The following is a 17382-nucleotide window of genomic DNA, read 5'->3' on the forward strand; positions in this document are numbered from 1 at the left end:
CAATCACCACCGGCCCCACACCGCCATCGGGAACCGGTCACCCATCACACGGTTGACCAACGTCCCTGGGCAGTACATCTAGGCGAGACCCCCGACAGCGACCTCGGGCGGCAGGATGGCGCCGTGGCGATCACACCGGACCGACCTGACGTCTTCGTGCTCCCTGCGATGTCGGCCGCGATCCCCGCCACGCAGGACGTCCTCTGCATCCTGCCCCCGGACGGGCGCGACGACCCCGCCGCGATCATCGAGAGTCACCGTCGGGCCCGTGCTCAGCGGTCTCGACAGGACACGGCGGGGTGCCTGGTCCCGCTGTCGGTCGGCATGGTCGCCGCTGGGCTGTGCCTGGCCGCACTCGGGGCCCTCGCTGCGTCGACGTTCCCGAGGAGTGCCCGGCTCCTCGTCGCCGTGGTGGTGTTCCTCGTCGTCTCGTCCGCCGTCGCGGTCCTCGTCGATCGACGGCGACGCCGACAGCCACAGGTGCAGCCCCTCCCGGTGACACCGATCGACGCTCGGGTCGCCCGTCTCGCGCCCGGGGACCTGCCCGCAGCCGAGGTCATCCGCGCCTCGGCAGTCCTGCAGGCGCTCGACCGTGCGCGTGCCGACCTCCGGAAGGGCGAACACGACGCCGACCTGACGGACGCGCAACGGACGGTCTCACCCGGCGACCGGAGCACGTGGTTCTTCCGGCCCGAGGACCTGGCCGCACTCCGCGCCGCTGCCACGTCCGCACGCGAGGAGGCCACCGAGGTCCTCCGGTCAACCGGCATCCCGCTCGAGGCGCTCGAGGACTAACCGGGCACGCACCGCTAGGTCGGGGTGGTCGGCGAAGACCCCGTCGACTCCGGTGCGGATCACCGACGTGAACCAGCGCTCCCAGTCACCGAAGGCCGCGACGTCGCCACCACGACGCAACGGCGACGGCAGGAACCGGTTCTCCGGCCGGAGGGTCCACGTGTACACCGCGAGGCCGACTGCGTGGGCGCGGTCGGCGATCGCGCTGCGCACCGGGGTCGGGTCGTCGAGCGCGACGCTGTCCACGCCGGCCATCAGGGTGCCCAGGTCGACGCTGATGCCGTGGAACTCGGTCGCGAACGACGCGAGCGCGTCCTCGGAGCGCTCGGCGGCGTAGGTGGGGGCGAGCGATCCGTGCGACGCGACCTCGTCCGCGGCGCTGCCACGGGCCTCCTGGAGGTACACGAGCCGACCACCGGTCCCACGCTCGCGCAGGTTGCGCAGCACGCCCTTCTCGAAGCTCTCCACCGTGAGCCGCTCGTCCTGCCGCCACCCGGCCTCGCCGAGCACAGCGTCGATGAGCTCGCCCATCGGGAATCCGGCACGGTCGAAGAAGGCGGCGTGCTTGACCTCGGCGACGAGCCCGACGGGGCGGGGCGCGGCATCGAGGATCGCGAGCAGGTCGACGAGCCGCAGGATCGGCTGTTCCCAGTCGTGCTCGGCGGATCCCGGGCGCAGCACGGGCAGGCGCTCGCGGGTGCGGAGCGTCTGCAGCTCGGCCCAGGTGAAGTCCTCGGTGAACCAGCCGGTCAGCGTCTGCCCGTCGACGGTCTTCGTCGTGCGCAGGTGCCGGAACTCCGGGTGGTCGGCGACATCCGTGGTGCCGGAGACCTCGTTCTCGTGCCGGAGCACCAGCACGCCGTCCTTCGTGGGCACCAGGTCCGGCTCGATCGCGTCGGCTCCGAGCTCGATCGCGAGCTCGTAGGCACTCCGCGAGTGCTCGGGGCGGTGGCCGGACGCGCCGCGGTGGGCGATGACGAGGGTCATGGCGCGACCCTACTTGTCGTGGGTGTCCGGGGACGGCGTCGCGTGCGGCTCGGGTGTCCTGTGTCGCGGGACACATGCGCTCGTGCGGGGGCCGTCGTTCCCAGTGTCGCCGCAGAGCATCGCCGCATGACCGTCCATTCGCTCTCCACCGCCGTCGAGGCCCGGATCGACCGCGCCGCCCGCCGCGTGCTCGATGCCGGGCACCAGCCGCACCGACCCGTCCGGGTGTTCGTCACCGAGTTCCTGGTGTTCGGGGCGAAGCAGGCCTGGGCGTGCGCGCTCGGTGCGCTGCTGCTCGGCACGATGGCCGTGGTGCACCTGACCCTGCCGGCGGCGATGCGCAACGACGTGCTGACGATCGCGGCCGTGCTGCTGCAGGTCGCCATGCTCGTGTTCGGACTCGAGACCGTGCGGGAGCTCCGGGTCGTGCTGTTGTTCCACGTCGTCGGCACCGTGATGGAGGTCTTCAAGACGCACATGGGCTCGTGGACCTACGAACCCGGCGGCCTGCTCGTCGTCGCCGGGGTTCCCCTGTTCTCCGGGTTCATGTACGGAGCCGTCGGGTCCTACATGGTGCGGGTGTACCGGCTGTTCGACCTGCGGTTCGAGCGGTACCCACGGCAGTGGGTACTGGCGGTCGTCGCCGCGGGTGTCTACCTGAACTTCTTCGGACACCACTTCGTCGCCGACGCCCGGTACCTGCTGCTCGCGCTCGTGGTGCTGCTCTTCGCCCGCACGACCATGCACGTCCGCATCCACCGGGCGACGCTGCGGATGCCCGTACTCGTCGCGATCGGACTCGTCGCCGTGTTCATCTGGGCCGCCGAGAACGTCGCCACCTGGGCCGGGGCGTGGAGCTACCCCGCGCAGCTCGACGCGTGGCAGCCGGTCGCCCCGACCAAGATCGTGGCGTGGTTCCTGCTCATGACGATCTCGGTCGCGCTCGTCACATGGCTCCACCCCGCGGCGGACTCTCGTCGACCTCGCGGCGCGCGCGCAGCGGGTCCCCATAGGCTCCCCTCGTCAGGGCCTCCCGTGCCCGCGTCCGCTCGCCGCGAATCCTCAGCCTTCCGCGACCGAGCACACCTAGGCTGAGAGGACTCGAATCTCCTAGGAAGAGGACACCATGGCCTTCAAGCCCGGTTTCGACCAGTCCCCCGCCTTCAACGCACAGGGGGCCAACACCTGGGGCGGGCGCGGTGCTGGTCAGCAGCAGGCCGGCTGGGGACAGACCCCGCAGCAGGCCCAGGGCGGCATGACCCCCGAGCAGCTGCAGTACATGTACGACCGTCCGACAGCGTCCCCGGTGGACACCGACCGCATGTCGTACGAAGACACCATCGTCAAGACGCTGCTCGCCTTCGGCGTGCTCGTCGTCGGCGCGGTGGCCGGCTGGAACCTGCCGCCGATCGTCTGGATCGTCGGCGCGATCGTCGGGTTCGTCCTGGCGCTCGTGAACACCTTCAAGAAGAAGCCGTCGCCGGGTCTGATCCTGACGTACGCGTTCTTCGAGGGGCTGTTCGTCGGCGGCATCTCGGGGTTCTACAACACCGCGTTCGACGGCATCGTCCCGCAGGCCGTGTTCGGCACGCTCGGTGTGTTCTTCGTCACCCTGCTCCTGTTCCGCTCGGGCAAGGTGCGTGCGACCCCGAAGGCCACGCGCTTCTTCCTGATCGCGATGGTCGGGTACATGGCCTTCTCGCTCGTGAACATCGTCCTGATGCTGACGGGTGTGACGCAGAGCGCGTTCGGTCTGATGGGCGTGACGCTCTTCGGCATCCCGCTCGGTGTCATCATCGGAATCTTCGTGGTCGTCATGGCGGCGTACTCGCTGATCCTCGACTTCGATCAGATCAAGACCGGTGTCGAGCGCGGCGCACCCCGCATCTACGCCTGGACCGCAGCGTTCGGCCTGATCGTGACGCTCGTCTGGCTGTACCTCGAGATCCTGCGCATCCTCGCCATCATCGCGAGCAGCTCGCGCAACTAGTACCACCGCACACGCGAAGGGCCCCGGCACTGCCGGGGCCCTTCGTCGTTCCCGGGCCGGTCGGGGGCGCTCCGACTCCTGCCGCCCGAGGTCGCACAACACGCCGCACGCGCAGCGCCGAGGTCGCGCGAACTGCCGTCCGATGCCCCGCCGGGCGGCAGTTCGTGCGACCTCGACGCCGGCCCCGGACGCACGAAGGCCCGGCACGCGAGCGCGTGCCGGGCCTTCGTGACTCTGGGGAGCCCTACTCCCACTCGATCGTCCCCGGCGGCTTCGACGTGACGTCGAGCACGACCCGGTTGACGTCGGGCACCTCGTTCGTGATGCGGTTCGAGATCTTCGCGAGGGTGTCGTACGGCAGACGCGTCCAGTCGGCGGTCATGGCGTCCTCTGATGAGACCGGACGGAGCACGATCGGGTGCCCGTAGGTCCGGCCGTCGCCCTGCACGCCCACGGAGCGGACGTCGGCGAGCAGCACGACCGGGCACTGCCAGATCTCGTCGTCGAGACCGGCCGCGGTCAGTTCTTCGCGGGCGATCTTGTCGGCGGCACGGAGCAGTTCCAGTCGCTCCGCAGTCACCTCACCGACGATGCGGATGCCGAGCCCCGGGCCGGGGAACGGCTGGCGACCGACGATGACCTCGGGCAGCCCGAGCTCACGACCGACCGCGCGGACCTCGTCCTTGAACAGGGTGCGCAGCGGCTCGACGAGCTCGAACGTCATGTCCTCGGGCAGGCCGCCGACGTTGTGGTGCGACTTGATGTTCGCGGTGCCCGCTCCACCGCCGGACTCGACGACGTCCGGGTAGAGGGTGCCCTGCACGAGGAACTTGACCTCGCCCTCCTCGTCGGAAGCCTTGGCCTCGAGCACGAGCGCCTCAGCCGCACCTTCGAACGTGCGGATGAACTCGCGCCCGATGATCTTGCGCTTCTGCTCCGGGTCGCTCACACCGGCGAGGGCGTCGAGGAACTGCTGCTCGGCGTCGATCGTGATGAGCCGGACACCGGTGGAGGCGACGTAGTCCTCTTCCACCTGCTTGCGCTCGTCGGCACGGAGGAGCCCGTGGTCGACGAAGACGCACGTGAGCTGGTCGCCGACGGCCTTGTGCACCAGGGCTGCGGCGACGGCGGAGTCGACACCACCGGAGAGCCCGGCGATGACCCGCGCGGAGCCGACCTGCTCGCGGATGCGGGCGACCTGGTCCTCGATGACATTGCTCGAGTTCCAGTCGCCGGGCAGCCCGGCAGCCCGGTGCAGGAAGTTCTCGAGCACGGCCTGGCCGTACACGGAGTGCTTCACCTCGGGATGCCACTGCACGCCGTAGAGCTTGCGCTCGTCGGACGCGAAGGCCGCGACGGGCGTCGAAGCGCTCGAGGCGAGCACTTCGAACCCGGCCGGCGCCTTGGCCACGGAGTCGCCGTGCGACATCCACGCCACCTGGTCCGACGGCTGGTCGCCGAGCAGCGTGCTCGTGCCGGGGGCCAGCGTCACGTCGGTCGCGCCGTACTCGCGCAGACCGGTGTTCGCGACCTCGCCGCCGAGCGCGGTCGCCATGGCCTGGAAGCCGTAGCAGATGCCGAGTACGGGGACGCCGAGGTCGAGGATCTCACCGTCGAGCGAGGGCGCCCCCGCTTCGTACACGGACGACGGACCGCCGGACAGCACGATGGCCGCCGGGTCCTTGGCGCGGATCTCGTCCGCGGTGATGGAGTGCGGGACGATCTCGCTGTAGACGTTCGCTTCACGGACCCGACGCGCGATGAGCTGCGCGTACTGGGCCCCGAAGTCGACGACGAGGACGGGACGCTGTTCGGTCTCGCTCACCGAGCGGCCTCCTTCTCACGCTGCTGGGCAGCGATCAGCTCGTGGTAGGTGGTCATGGCCTTCTGCTGCATGCGGTGTTCGACCACGAAGGACATGAACGGGATGATGCCCCCGAGGGCGATGAGCAGGAAGCGCGACGGCCTCCAGCGCATGATGCTCCACAGGCGGAAGTCCGTGAAGAGGTAGAGGACGTACAGCCAGCCGTGGGCGATGAGGATCGCGATCGACAGGTTGAACGTGCCGGGGGTCTCACCGGCGGTGCCGTTCGGCACGAGGAACGGGCCGTTGCCGAGCTGCATCTCGAGCTGCAGCGGCGTGTACTTGATGATGACCTCGACCACCAGGGCGAGCAGCAGCACACCGGTGATGTACGCCGAGACGCGGTACCACTTCACCGCCCCCGGGATCTTCGGGATGTCACGGGTGCGGACGGTCAGGGCCATGTCGGCAATCCTACCGTCGGAGCGCGTCGGCTTCGGTGGCGAGCACTGCCTCGCGCTCGTCCTCCTGCTCGCGCTCCCAGGCGTCCTTCACGAAGCGGTACCAGAGGAACACGGCGAAGCCGGCGAAGACGACCCACTCGATCGCGTAGAACAGGTTGAGCCAGTCGAAGCGCACCTCGCGAGAGGGAGCGCGGTCGGCGATGGCGCCGAGGTCGGCGGCCTTCGCGGTGGTGCCGTCGGCGACGACGTACCCGAGGTACATCCGGTCGTCGAACGCCTGCCAGGTGTTCACGAACCGGGCCGGTGCGACGGCCGAGTACTCGGCGTCCTTGTACGAGTCTTGGTCGGGCGACTCCGCCGGGTAGTACCGGCCCTGGATCGTCAGGGTCTGGCCGTCCGCCAGGCGGTCGCCCCCGGCGACGGCGTCCGACCGCTGGTCGGACCACCCGATGACCACCGGGAGGCTCGCCCCACCCTCCGAGTCCACCAGGTGCCCGACGGTCTGGTACTTCCCACCCCCGGTGCGGCCGGTCAGGACGGTGGTGTCACCGGCGACGAAGGTCCCGGTGACGGTGACCTTCTGCCCGGCGATGTCCTCGCTGACGGGTCGCGCGGGGTTGGTCACCGCCTCGAGCGTCCTGCGGGTCTCGGTGGTCGCCGGCAGCGGTTTGCCGTTGGTGATCGACCGCTCGAGCTGCCACTTGCCCAGCCCGGCGAACACCGCCGCCAGCACGAGCGCCAGCAACAGCAGCGCGATCCACCTCGGTCGTCGGGCAACGGCCCACATTCGTATCAGTACTCCGGATCGCGCTGTCGGACCGGGCGTTCGGGGCGCTCGGCGGGGATCTCGACCGGCGACGTCACGGGGTCGGACGTCGTCTCGGGCCCCTCATTCTCTCGCTCGTCCCTGCCAGCAGCCTCCACGAGCGCGAACTCCTCCGCGAACTGGCGGTCCCGCTCGGCCTTGCGCGCAGCCGCCGTGGCGTCCGCCTCGGCCACGGCTGCCTCGGCACTCTCGGCGGCCGCAGCCGCGACGGCGCCTCGGCGCCCGCCGAGGCGCCCGCGCAGGCGGATGAGTCGACCCGGGCGCGCCACGAGGCGGCCGATCCGGTCCGAGTTCACCGCGAGCAGGGGGCCGAGCACGGCCATGCACAGGACGTAGAGGCCCGCGAACGCGGTGATCCGCGCCTCCAGGCCGGCGGCAGCCGACAGGGTCGCGAGGATCAGCGCGAACTCGCCACGGTTCACCAGGATGACGGCGGTGTTGATGCCCTGCTGGACGTTGAACCCGTTCATGCGGGCGACGATCTGCCCGGCGACGGCGTTGAGCACGACCGTCATGCCGATCGCGGCGACGACCGGCCAGAGGACCTCGCCGAACGTGGAGAGGTCGAGGCCGAGCCCGAAGTTCACGAAGAAGAACGCGGCGAAGACGTCGCGCATCGGCAGGGCGAGCTGCTCGATGCGGTCGCGGTACCGGGTGGCGCCGCAGAGCAGACCGATGACGAAGGCGCCGATCGCGTCGGTCACGCCGAGCAGTTCGCCGATGCCGCCGAACATGACCGCGAGACCGAAGAACAGCACCGTGAACAGCTCGTCGTCGCGGGTGGCGAAGATCTTCGAGACCCACTTGCCCGCGAAGCGCGCGAGCGTGAACATCACGATGAGGAACCCGAACGCGAGGGCGAGCTTGCCGATGACGGCCCACACGTTGGTGTCGCCGGAGAGCACCACGGAGACGATCGCCAGGTACACGGCGATGAAGACGTCCTCGATGACCGTGACGCCCAGGATCATCGGGGTCTCGTCGTTCGCCAGGCGCCGGAGCTCGATGAGGAGCTTCGTCACGATGGCGCTCGACGAGGTCGCCGTCATGCCCGCGATGATCAGGGCCTCGCGGGTGCCCCAACCGAGCGAGAAGCCGAAGGCGAACCCGACGCCCATGTTGATGACGACGTAGGTGCCGCCGGAGACCAGGAGTTTGCCGGCGTTGCCGTAGAACTCCTCTTGGTCGAACTCCAACCCGAGGTTGAACAGCAGGAGGATGAGCCCGAACGTCGCGATGAGCTCGATGGTGTGGGACTCGACGCTCAGCCCGAACCACGGCGTGTTCGGACTCGCGACGAGCCCGACCACCATGTAGATCGGGATGGCCGGCAGACCGATGACCTTGCCGAGCCGGCCGAGGACGTAGGCGATGACGAAGAGCACACCGATGGTGAGCAGCTCACCACCCAGGTGCACGCGCTAGCTCTTCCGCGGGGCCTCGGCCGATGCGGCCGCAAGCTCTCCGCTGCGGTAGAAGGAGAACGCCTTGGAGACCTTCTCGGGGGAACCGGCGACCACGATCGTGTCGCCGGGGAACACGACGAAGTCCGACGACGGCACCGGGTTCGCGCTGTCGCCACGGACGACGGCCACGACGGTCAGGCCGATGAAGCCCGAGTCGTGCAGGTCGCCGAGCGGCTTGCCGGCGATGGCGTCGTCGTAGTCGACGGAGAACCAGTCGATCGACAGGCCGGGGATCTCGTCGAGCTTGTCGAGCCCCTCGGTGATCCGGGTGCCACCGAGCAGTTCGGCGAGCGTGTGTGCTTCGTCTTCGCTGAGGCGCAGCGAGACCTTCTCGGACTTGTCCGCCCCGTCGGAGACGTCGGCGAACGAGATGAGGTCGGAGTGACCCGACCGGTGCGTGATGACACCGCACTTGCCACCGTCGTCGGTGTAGAAGCTGTGCAGCACGCCGACTCCGGGGAGTTTGACGCGATGGACGTCGACCATGATGGCTCCCTCTTCGAGTACCCCCATGCTAACCACCGGATGGTCTCGGCCATTCCGCCGTCTACTGTTCTGTGGATGAGGAGAACCCGGGTCGTCGTGGCCGTCGTCGGGGTGTCGGTCGTCACGCTGTACGCGGCACTGCTGGCGGTGAACGCGCTGGTGCTCGACCCGCTCGGCGCGGTCCCCGGTGCGACGCTGGCCGAGATCGACCGGCACCTCGACGCGCAGGGGTTCCACGTGCAGACCGACATCGTGGTCGTGATCGCGCTCGCCTCGGTCGGGGTCGTGCTCGCCGTGGTGCTGTCGGTGCTGCTGCTCGTCACCCGGGCACCGACCCACGTCATCGCCGCGGTCCTGCTGGCCGTGGTCGTGCTGGGCGGTCCGGCGTCGTTCTGGAGCGGGTTCGCGCTCGGCATGGACGTCGCGGACGGCTTCGGCACCGACGGCGGTGACCACACCATCTGGGCCGGCGTGCTGTACGTGACGAGCCTCGTCGCGCTCGTCGCACTGCCGTTCGTGCTCGTCATCGGTCAGGCACGGCACGTGCGCCGCACCACCCTGCGGGCGCGCGCGGCCTGACGGACGCACCACGGGCCTCCAGTCCGGTCTTCCGGTCTTCCGGCCTGGAGGCCCGTGGCCGCGTCCGCACGACGCCGTCGTCTCGTCGAGACGCCCCGTCCACCGCGAGACGCCGCCGTATCCGGCGGCGTCTCGACGACCAGACGGCGTCAACGCAACACGACGGCGTCTGCCGGCCGTGCTACTCCGGCTCGCTCGTCTTCTCGCCGATGACCTGCTCGTCGGACGCCTTCGCACCCTCGGCGCCGTCCGACCGCCCGCCGCCCACGACCACGTCGTCCTCGTCGAAGCCGAACGCGATGTCCGGGGCCTCGAGCCGCACGCGGTCCGCGCTCTCGTCGTCGGGCTGCAGCTGCGACTCCCGCTCGGCGGCGACGCGCTTGAGGTAGTTCGCGACCTCGTGCTCGGTCGTCTCCTGGTCCCAGCCGAGCACGTCCGCCATGAGCCTCGCGGCGACCGGGGCCGCGGACTCGCCGCGGTCCCAGGCCTCGATCGAGATGCGTGTGCGGCGGGCCAGGACGTCCTCCAGATGCAGGGCTCCCTCGTGCGAGGCCGCGTACACGACCTCGGCGCCGATGTAGTCGTCGGCTCCGGGCAGCGGCTCGGCGAGCGCCGGGTCCTGCTCGACGAGCTGCAGGACCTCGGTCGCCAGGGTGCCGTACCGGTTCAGCAGGTGCTCGATGCGGACCTTGTGCACGTTGAACGCACGGGCCGTGCGGGCGCGACGGTTCCACGCGGCCGGGTAGCCCTCGGCCCCGAGGAGCGGGATGTCCTCCGTCGTCGACGCCGGGATCTTGCCGTCCATCGCTGCGACGGCCTCGTCGATGGCGTCCTTGCCCATCACGCGGTAGGTCGTCCACTTGCCACCCGCGACCACGACGAGCCCGGGGACGGTGTGCGCGACGACGTGCTCGCGGCTGAGCTTCGAGGTCTGATCGGACTCGCCCGCCAGCAGTGGGCGGAGCCCGGCGTAGACGCCCTCCACGTCCTCGCGGGTGAGCGGCACCCGGACCACCTTGTTGATGTGCTCGAGGATGTAGTCGATGTCCGCCGCGGTCGCCGCCGGGTGGGCCTTGTCGAGGTACCAGTCGGTGTCGGTCGTGCCGACGAGCCAGTGTCGGCCCCACGGGATGACGAACAGCACGCTCTTCTCGGTGCGCAGGATCATGCCCATGTTCGACTGGAACCGGTCGCGCGGGATGACGAGGTGCACGCCCTTCGACGCCCGCACCTTGAACTGCCCGCGGGTGCCGATCATCGCCTGGGTGTCGTCGGTCCAGACGCCGGTGGCGTTCACGACCTGCTTCGCCCGGATCTCGAACCGCTCACCGGTCTGGATGTCGTGCGCCTGGGCACCGACGACCCGCTCCCCGACCTTGATGAAGCCCTCGATGCGGATCCGGCTGGCGGCGTGGGCACCGTACGACGCCGCGGTGCGGACGAGCGAGGCGACGTAGCGGGCGTCGTCGACCTGGGCGTCGTAGTAGGTCATGCCACCGACGAAGGCGTCCTTCTTGAGCGCCGGCATCGAGCGGAGCACCTGCGTGCGGCTGAGGTGCCGGTGGTGCGGAACCCCTGGCGGACGACCCCCGGACCAGCTGAACGCGTCGTACATTGCCATGCCGATGCCGATGTAGAAGCGCTCCCAGACACGGTGGTTGAGCGGGTAGAGGAACCGTACGGGCTTCACCAGGTGCGGGGCGATCCGCTGCAGCAGCAGACCGCGTTCGATGAGGGCCTCGCGCACGAGCCCGAAGTTCAGCTGCTCGAGGTACCGGATGCCGCCGTGCACGAGCTTCGACGACCGGCTCGACGTGCCAGAGCCCCAGTCGCGCGCCTCGACGATGCCCACGCTCAGGCCACGGGTGACGGCGTCGAGCGCGCTCCCCGCGCCGACGATGCCGCCGCCGACGACCAGGACGTCGAGCTCCTTGGTCTTCAGCGTCTCGATCGCCGCCGCGCGTTCGTCGGGCCCGAGCTTCGCCGCGGGGTCGAACCCCACGCCGGGCGCGACGTCACGCGGACGTCCGGCCGTGCTGGTCTGCTTCGTCGTGCTGGACTTGGCCATCGTCGCCTCCGGGTCACGGACGGCGCCGGGGCGTCACCCGCGGCAGTGCCCGGGTGCCACCGTCACTGGTGGTACGGCGCCACGACCACTTCTACTCGCTGGAACTCCTTGACGTCGGAGTATCCGGTGGTCGCCATCGACCGACGGAGTGCACCGACGAGGTTGGCACGCCCGTCGAACGTCGGCGTCGGACCGTTCAGGACGTTCTCGAGCGGGGCGATGGTGCCCACCTGGACCCGGCGACCGCGGGGCAGCTCGGGGTGGTGCGCCTCGGCACCCCAGTGGTAGCCACCACCGGGAGCCTCGGTCGCGCGGGCGAGCGCGGTGCCGAGCATGACGGCATCGGCCCCGACGGCGATGGCCTTGACGATGTCGCCGGCGGTGTCGAGCCCGCCGTCGGCGATGACGTGCACGTAGCGGCCACCCGACTCGTCGAGGTAGTCACGACGGGCACCGGCGACGTCCGCGACGGCGGTGGCCATCGGGGCGTGGATGCCGAGCGCGGCGCGGGTGGTCGACGCTGCGCCGCCACCGAAGCCGACGAGCACGCCGGCGGCACCGGTGCGCATCAGGTGCAGCGCCGACGTGTACGTCGAGGCACCGCCCACGATGACCGGGACGTCGAGCTCGTAGATGAACTTCTTGAGGTTGAGGGGCGCTTCGTTCTGCGACACGTGCTCGGCCGAGACCGTCGTGCCACGGATGACGAACAGGTCGACGCCGGCGTCGACGACCGTCTTCGAGAACTCCTGCGTGCGCTGCGGGCTGAGCGAACCGGCGACCGGCACACCGGCGGCACGGATCTCGGCCAGGCGTGCGGTGATCAGTTCGGCCTTGATCGGCTCGGAGTAGATCTCCTGCATGCGCTTCGTGACGTTGCCGTCGGTGAGTGACTTGATCTCGTCGTAGTGGGGCGTCGGGTCCTCGTACCGGGTCCACAGCCCCTCGAGGTCGAGCACGCCCAGGATGCCGAGCTTGCCCATCTGGATGACCGTCGCCGGCGAGGACACGGAGTCCATCGGTGCCGAGAGGATCGGCGATGCGAAGGTGAACGCGTCGATCGACCACTGCACACTGACGTCACGCGGGTCACGCGTCCGCCTGGAGGGGACCACTGCGATGTCGTCGAACGCGTACGCCCGACGTCCGCGCTTGCCTGCACCGATCTCGACTTCGCTCACCAGGACAGCCTACCGGGCGGGTTCCGCCGCGTGCACGGGCCGGACGGTGCGGACGGGGGCGTGGCGGGCGGGTCGTGTGGCGGGCGGGTCGTGTGGCGGGCGGCCTCGCACGGTGCGAGGCGTTCCGCGCACGGTGCGAGGCGTTCCGCGCACGGTGCGAGGCGTTCCGCGCACGGTGCGAGGTTCCGTCTTCGGTGCGAGGTCGCGAGGATCGCACGACGTGCAGAACCTCGCACCAGGCGGCGTCAGCGCGACCGGAGCCGTCAGCGCGGACGCCGCGGCGCGCGCCGGCGCTTCCGGAGCGCCCGCAGCACGAGGCCGAGCAGGAGCGCGAGCACCACGAGGACGACGAGGAGCACGGCCGCCACCTTGACGAGCAACGCCGCCCCCACGAAGAGCGCGATGAACACCAGCCAGACGAGGGCGTCGAGCACGAGGGGTCCGGAGGTACGCACCCGCGGAACGATACCGACCTGCGCGGGGCGAGCCGTGCCTCCAGGCCGGGTGAAGGAGCGGGGCCGTGCGGCGCGAAGCGACCACGCACGGCCCCACCCGTCACGGATACCACCCCCACAGCGGTACCCGTAGCCGACGACAGCGCTAGCGCTGTGCGTCGACGTCCTTGGCGAGCGTCCCCAGGTAGAGCTCGATGACCTTGGGATCGTCGGCGAGTTCCTTCCCGGTGCCCGAGTACGCGTTCTTCCCCTGGTCGAGCACGTACCCACGATCGCAGATCTGCAGACAGCGTCGCGCGTTCTGCTCCACCATGATGATCGACACACCGGCCTTGTTGATCCGCCGTGTGCGCAGGAACGTCTCGTCCTGGCGGACCGGGGACAGTCCAGCGCTCGGCTCGTCGAGCAGCAGCACCTTCGGGTCCATCATCAGCGCCCGGGCCATCGCGACGGACTGCCGCTCACCGCCCGAGAGCGATCCGGCCCGCTGGTTGCGCCGCTGTTCGAGGACCGGGAACAGGTCGTAGATGACCTCGAGCCGCTCCGCGAACTTCCGGGGCCGCAGGTACAGCCCCATCTGCAGGTTCTCCTCGATCGACAGCGAGGGGAACACGTTGTTCGACTGCGGCACGAAGCCGACGCCGGCCTGCACGAGCTTGTTCGCCTTGAGGTTCGTGATGTCCTCACCCTGCAGCGTCACCGCGCCCTCGCGGATCGACACCAGCCCGAACAGCGCTTTGAGCAGCGTCGACTTGCCCGCGCCGTTCGGCCCGATGATGCCGATCAGTTCGCCCGGGTAGCAGTCCAGGTCGCAGCCGTTCAGGATGTTCACGCCCGGCAGGTACCCGGCGACGAGGTTCTTCGCGCTGAGCACCGGCTCGCGTTCCAGCGTGGCCGCCGGGGACGGACTGGAGGCACCGCTCACGTTCGTGGGGTCCGTTGCGTCGGTCATCGGGTCGTCTCCTCTGCTGCGTCCTCTTCGGCGACTTCCTCGGCGAGTTCCTCGAAGGTCTCCTCGGTGAGGAGCGAGTCGTCGCCCAGGTCGGTGTCGTGGTGCGCACCGAGGTACGCGTCGATGACGGCCTGGTCGTCCATCACCGTGTCGGCCGGCCCCTCGGCGACGACCTTGCCCTCGGCCATCACGACCACCCAGTCCGAGATGTGCCGGACCATGTGCATGTCGTGCTCGACGAACAGCACGGTCATGCCGTCGTCGCGCAGGGACTGGATGTGCCCGAGCAGTGACTGGGTGAGCGCGGGGTTCACGCCGGCCATCGGCTCGTCGAGCATGATCATCGTCGGGTCGGACATCAGCGCCCGTGCCATCTCGAGCAGCTTCCGCTGGCCGCCCGACAGCGAGCCCGCGTAGTCGTCCTTCTTGGTGTCGAGCTTGAAGCGGGCGAGCAGGTCCTCGGCCTTCGCCGTGATCTCGCGCTCCCGCTTCGCCCACACCGGCTTGACCAGGGCGGCGAAGAAGTTCTCGCCGGGCTGGTCACGGGCGCCGAGCAGCATGTTCTGCATCACGGTCAGACGGGACAACGCCTTCGTCAACTGGAAGGTGCGGACCATGCCCCGGTTCGCGATGTGCGTCGCGCTCGTCTTCTGCAGCGTGGTGCCGTTGAACTGCGTCGTCGCACCGGGGCCCGGCTTGTCGAACCCGGTGAGCAGGTTGAAGAACGTCGTCTTGCCGGCGCCGTTCGGACCGATGAGGGCCGTGATGGAGCCGCGCTGGACCTCGAGGTGGTCGACGTCGACGGCGGTCATGCCCCCGAAGCGCCGGGTGACGCCGTCGACCGAGAGGATCGGGTCGGCCTTGGGGTGACTGTAGGTCTCAGACACTGAACGTCAGCTCCTTCTTGTTGCCGAGCAGTCCCTGTGGACGGAACACGATGAGGAGCATGAGCGCGACGCCGACGAGCACGTACGAGAACTGCTCCGCCTGCTGTGCGTTCATGACGGAGTCCGGGATGAAGTCGCCCGCGAGGGTGCGGACGAACAGCCGGACGACGAAGAACAGCACGGCGCCGAGCACGGGCCCGAACACCGTCGCCGCTCCGCCGAGGATCAGCGCCGTCCAGATGAAGAACGTCATCGACCGGCCCATGGCATCGGGCTGCACCGAACTCGGCAGCACGTAGATGATGCCGGCGATGGCACCGAGCGCCCCGCCGAACACGAGCGCCTGCATCTTGTACGAGTAGACGTTCTTGCCGAGCGAGCGGACGGCGTCCTCGTCCTCGCGGATGGCCTTGACCACGCGGCCCCACGGGCTGCGCATGAGCAGGAAGAGCACCAGGGTGAACAGGGCGACCATGCCCCACGCCGCGATGCGGATCCACCAGCCGTTGACGCCGTTGTTGGCGTAGGTGAACCACAGGATCGTGGTGGTGCCGTCGGGCAGCGGGCTGAGCGCGTTGAACGGGTCGCGGTAGCTCGAGCCGGTGATGCCGTTCGAACCGCCCGTGGTCGTGGTGAGCAGACTCGAGCGGCCGACCATGCGGATGATCTCGGCGCCGGAGATCGTGACGATCGCCAGGTAGTCGCCACGGAGCCGCAGGGTCGGGATGCCGAGGATGATCGCGAACACGATCGCGACGAGCAGGGCGATCAGGACGGCCATCACGAACGGCAGGCCGTTCGTGATCGAGATGGCGAACCCGTAGGCGCCGAGCAGCAGGAACGCCGCCTGGCCCATGTTCACGAGCCCGGTGAGGCCGAAGTGCACGTTCAGCCCGATCGCGGCCAGGGCGAACGCCGCCGTGGTCGGGGCGAGTGCTTCCTGACTGAGCGAGGACAGCAGGTTGAGGATGTAGTCCATGCGCGTGCTCCCTTAGCCGATCCGCTCGGCGCGGCCGAAGATGCCCTGCGGCCGGAACAGCAGGATGAGGATGAGGATGACGAGGGCGGTGGCGTACTTGAAGTCACCGGGGAGCACGAGGTTCGTGAGCTCGACGACGACGCCGATGATCATCGACCCGACCAGGGCGCCGTAGGCGGTACCGAGCCCACCGAGCGTGACCGAGGCGAACATGAGCAGGAGCAGCTGGAGCCCGGTCTGCCAGTTCACGCCGTTCAGCACGAGCCCGAGCATCACGCCGGACAGCCCCGCGAGGCCGGCGGCGAGCGTCCACACGAACCGGATCACCCGGTCGACGTCGATGCCGGACGCCGCGGCGAGCGCCGGGTTGTCCGAGACGGCGCGGGTGGCCCGGCCGAAACGGGTCTTCGCCAGGAAGAGCCCGGTGGCGACGAGGACGACCAGCGCGATGCCCATCGCGACGTAGGACTGCACCGTGAGGGTGACGCCGGCGAACCGGACGGTCTCCGGGTTGCCCTGCTGGATGCGGACCGTCGAGGCGCCGAAGAAGTACTGGAACGCGTACTGGGCGGCGATCGACAGGCCGATCGTCACGATCATGAGCTGCGTGAGGCTGATGCGCCTGCGTCGGAGTGGTCGCCAGATGGCGGCGTCCTGCAGGTAACCCGTCGCCGCGCAGAGCAGGGTGACCACGATCCCGGTGACCCAGATGTTCCACCCGAGCTGGTTCGCGAACACGTAGGCCAGCAGCCCGCCCAGGGTGACCTGCTCGCCGTGCGAGAAGCTCGACAGCCCGGTCGTGCCGTAGATGAGCGAGAGCCCGATGGAGGCCAGGGCGATGAGCAGCCCGAGTCGAAGCCCCGAGGCCAGCTGCTGCCATGCTCGCTGCGCACTGACACCCGTCGAGTCGGTCGAGGTCGTCGCGCCCTTCTGGTCGGACAGCTGGAAGATCTGCCCGACGTTGGCGTTCAGCGTCGCCTGCACCTTGCGGTCGGCGTCGGCCGCGTTGGTCAGGTACTGCCCCTTCGGCAGCGTGCTCTGGTCGACGCTCACGGTGTACCCGCCGGCATCGTCGACGCTGACCGACCAGCGGCCGTCGTCGTTCGTGGTGGCGGTCTCGGCGAAGCCGCCCGGGCCGGTGACGTCGACGTCGACGCCTGCGGCCGGCTCGCGCTCGGAGTCGGTGATCGTGCCCTGGATGCACCCGTTGTCGGGGCTGACGGTGCAGGCCTGACTGGTGGCCGGTGCCGAGGTGGCACCGAGCGCCGGCAGGGTGACCGCCCAGTCGATGAGGAAGGTCGCCAGGAACGCGGCGACGAGCACGGCCGCGAGGACCGGTCGTCGTCGTGCGTGGCGGAGGCGGAACAGGCGCGGCTGCGCCCGTCCCGGAGGAGTGATGGATCCCACGGAAGAGCCTCTCGTTCGGATGACGAGGACGCTATGGGGATTTTGTGACACCCGTG

17 protein-coding genes are annotated in these 17382 nt (G+C 69.5%); 4 read left to right on the plus strand and 13 right to left on the minus strand.

Features of this window, described 5'->3' with window-relative positions; translation table 11 throughout:
• Positions 1-123 precede the first annotated feature (123 nt).
• Positions 124-795 carry a hypothetical protein gene (locus ITJ56_RS06660; protein ID WP_194628975.1) on the plus strand — a complete coding sequence of 224 codons (672 nt, stop codon included), beginning with the start codon at positions 124-126 and terminating at the stop codon, positions 793-795.
• Here the strand turns inward: ITJ56_RS06660 and ITJ56_RS06665 are convergent.
• Positions 760-1782 carry a glycerophosphodiester phosphodiesterase family protein gene (locus ITJ56_RS06665; protein ID WP_194628977.1) on the minus strand — a complete coding sequence of 341 codons (1023 nt, stop codon included), beginning with the start codon at positions 1780-1782 and terminating at the stop codon, positions 760-762. The two genes, ITJ56_RS06660 and ITJ56_RS06665, sit on opposite strands and share 36 nt — an antisense overlap.
• A 126-nt stretch (positions 1783-1908) precedes the next feature.
• On the opposite strand from ITJ56_RS06665, the gene ITJ56_RS06670 reads away from it, so the two are divergent.
• Positions 1909-2877 (plus strand): DUF817 domain-containing protein, encoded by a 969-nt coding sequence (locus ITJ56_RS06670; protein ID WP_194628979.1) that lies wholly within the window; start codon positions 1909-1911, stop codon positions 2875-2877.
• 31 nt (positions 2878-2908) lie between these two features.
• Positions 2909-3772: a Bax inhibitor-1/YccA family protein gene (locus tag ITJ56_RS06675; RefSeq protein WP_194628981.1), complete on the plus strand. Its 864-nt coding sequence runs from the start codon at positions 2909-2911 to the stop codon at positions 3770-3772.
• A 244-nt stretch (positions 3773-4016) separates the two neighbouring features.
• On the opposite strand, the gene guaA is transcribed toward ITJ56_RS06675, so the two are convergent.
• From guaA to ITJ56_RS06700, 5 genes are read right to left on the minus strand one after another with little or no spacing between them, the layout of a single operon-like run.
• Complete coding sequence (gene guaA, locus ITJ56_RS06680) at positions 4017-5597, minus strand: glutamine-hydrolyzing GMP synthase (RefSeq protein WP_194628983.1); 1581 nt, start codon at positions 5595-5597, stop codon at positions 4017-4019.
• Positions 5594-6040 (minus strand): DUF3817 domain-containing protein, encoded by a 447-nt coding sequence (locus ITJ56_RS06685; RefSeq protein ID WP_194628985.1) that lies wholly within the window; start codon positions 6038-6040, stop codon positions 5594-5596. The genes guaA and ITJ56_RS06685 overlap by 4 nt, the downstream gene beginning before the upstream one ends.
• Before the next feature lie 10 nt (positions 6041-6050).
• Positions 6051-6785, minus strand: a complete 735-nt coding sequence (locus ITJ56_RS06690; protein ID WP_194628987.1) for an SURF1 family cytochrome oxidase biogenesis protein — start codon at positions 6783-6785, stop codon at positions 6051-6053.
• A 47-nt stretch (positions 6786-6832) separates the two neighbouring features.
• Entirely contained in the window at positions 6833-8284 is a 1452-nt protein-coding gene (locus tag ITJ56_RS06695; protein ID WP_194628989.1) for a cation:proton antiporter, read from the minus strand.
• Positions 8285-8287: 3 nt separating this feature from the next.
• Positions 8288-8818, minus strand: a complete 531-nt coding sequence (locus ITJ56_RS06700; RefSeq protein ID WP_194628991.1) for a cation:proton antiporter regulatory subunit — start codon at positions 8816-8818, stop codon at positions 8288-8290.
• A gap of 75 nt (positions 8819-8893) precedes the next feature.
• Here ITJ56_RS06700 and ITJ56_RS06705 point away from each other — a divergent pair, with 75 nt between their 5' ends.
• Complete coding sequence (locus ITJ56_RS06705; RefSeq protein ID WP_194628993.1) at positions 8894-9397, plus strand: hypothetical protein; 504 nt, start codon at positions 8894-8896, stop codon at positions 9395-9397.
• 181 nt (positions 9398-9578) lie between these two features.
• Here ITJ56_RS06705 and ITJ56_RS06710 read toward each other — a convergent pair whose 3' ends face one another.
• From ITJ56_RS06710 to ITJ56_RS06740, 7 genes are all read right to left on the minus strand, one after another.
• The gene (locus tag ITJ56_RS06710; protein WP_194628995.1) at positions 9579-11465 is read right to left on the minus strand and encodes a glycerol-3-phosphate dehydrogenase/oxidase; all 1887 of its coding nucleotides are present in this window, start codon (positions 11463-11465) and stop codon (positions 9579-9581) included.
• Between the two features lie 62 nt (positions 11466-11527).
• On the minus strand, positions 11528-12646 hold the full coding sequence (locus ITJ56_RS06715) for a GuaB3 family IMP dehydrogenase-related protein (RefSeq protein WP_194628997.1): 1119 nt from the start codon (positions 12644-12646) through the stop codon (positions 11528-11530).
• A 263-nt stretch (positions 12647-12909) separates the two neighbouring features.
• Positions 12910-13101: a hypothetical protein gene (locus tag ITJ56_RS06720; RefSeq protein ID WP_194628998.1), complete on the minus strand. Its 192-nt coding sequence runs from the start codon at positions 13099-13101 to the stop codon at positions 12910-12912.
• Between the two features lie 145 nt (positions 13102-13246).
• Positions 13247-14053, minus strand: a complete 807-nt coding sequence (locus ITJ56_RS06725; RefSeq protein ID WP_228517307.1) for an ABC transporter ATP-binding protein — start codon at positions 14051-14053, stop codon at positions 13247-13249.
• The gene (locus ITJ56_RS06730) at positions 14050-14940 is read right to left on the minus strand and encodes an ABC transporter ATP-binding protein (RefSeq protein ID WP_194629000.1); all 891 of its coding nucleotides are present in this window, start codon (positions 14938-14940) and stop codon (positions 14050-14052) included. Before ITJ56_RS06730 ends, ITJ56_RS06725 begins: the two co-directional genes overlap by 4 nt.
• Positions 14933-15919 (minus strand): branched-chain amino acid ABC transporter permease, encoded by a 987-nt coding sequence (locus ITJ56_RS06735; protein ID WP_194629002.1) that lies wholly within the window; start codon positions 15917-15919, stop codon positions 14933-14935. The genes ITJ56_RS06730 and ITJ56_RS06735 overlap by 8 nt, the downstream gene beginning before the upstream one ends.
• Before the next feature lie 12 nt (positions 15920-15931).
• Complete coding sequence (locus ITJ56_RS06740) at positions 15932-17242, minus strand: branched-chain amino acid ABC transporter permease (protein ID WP_194629463.1); 1311 nt, start codon at positions 17240-17242, stop codon at positions 15932-15934.
• Positions 17243-17382: the final 140 nt, after the last annotated feature.

The organism is Curtobacterium sp. VKM Ac-1376 (assembly GCF_015351025.1).
Lineage (GTDB): Bacteria > Actinomycetota > Actinomycetes > Actinomycetales > Microbacteriaceae > Curtobacterium.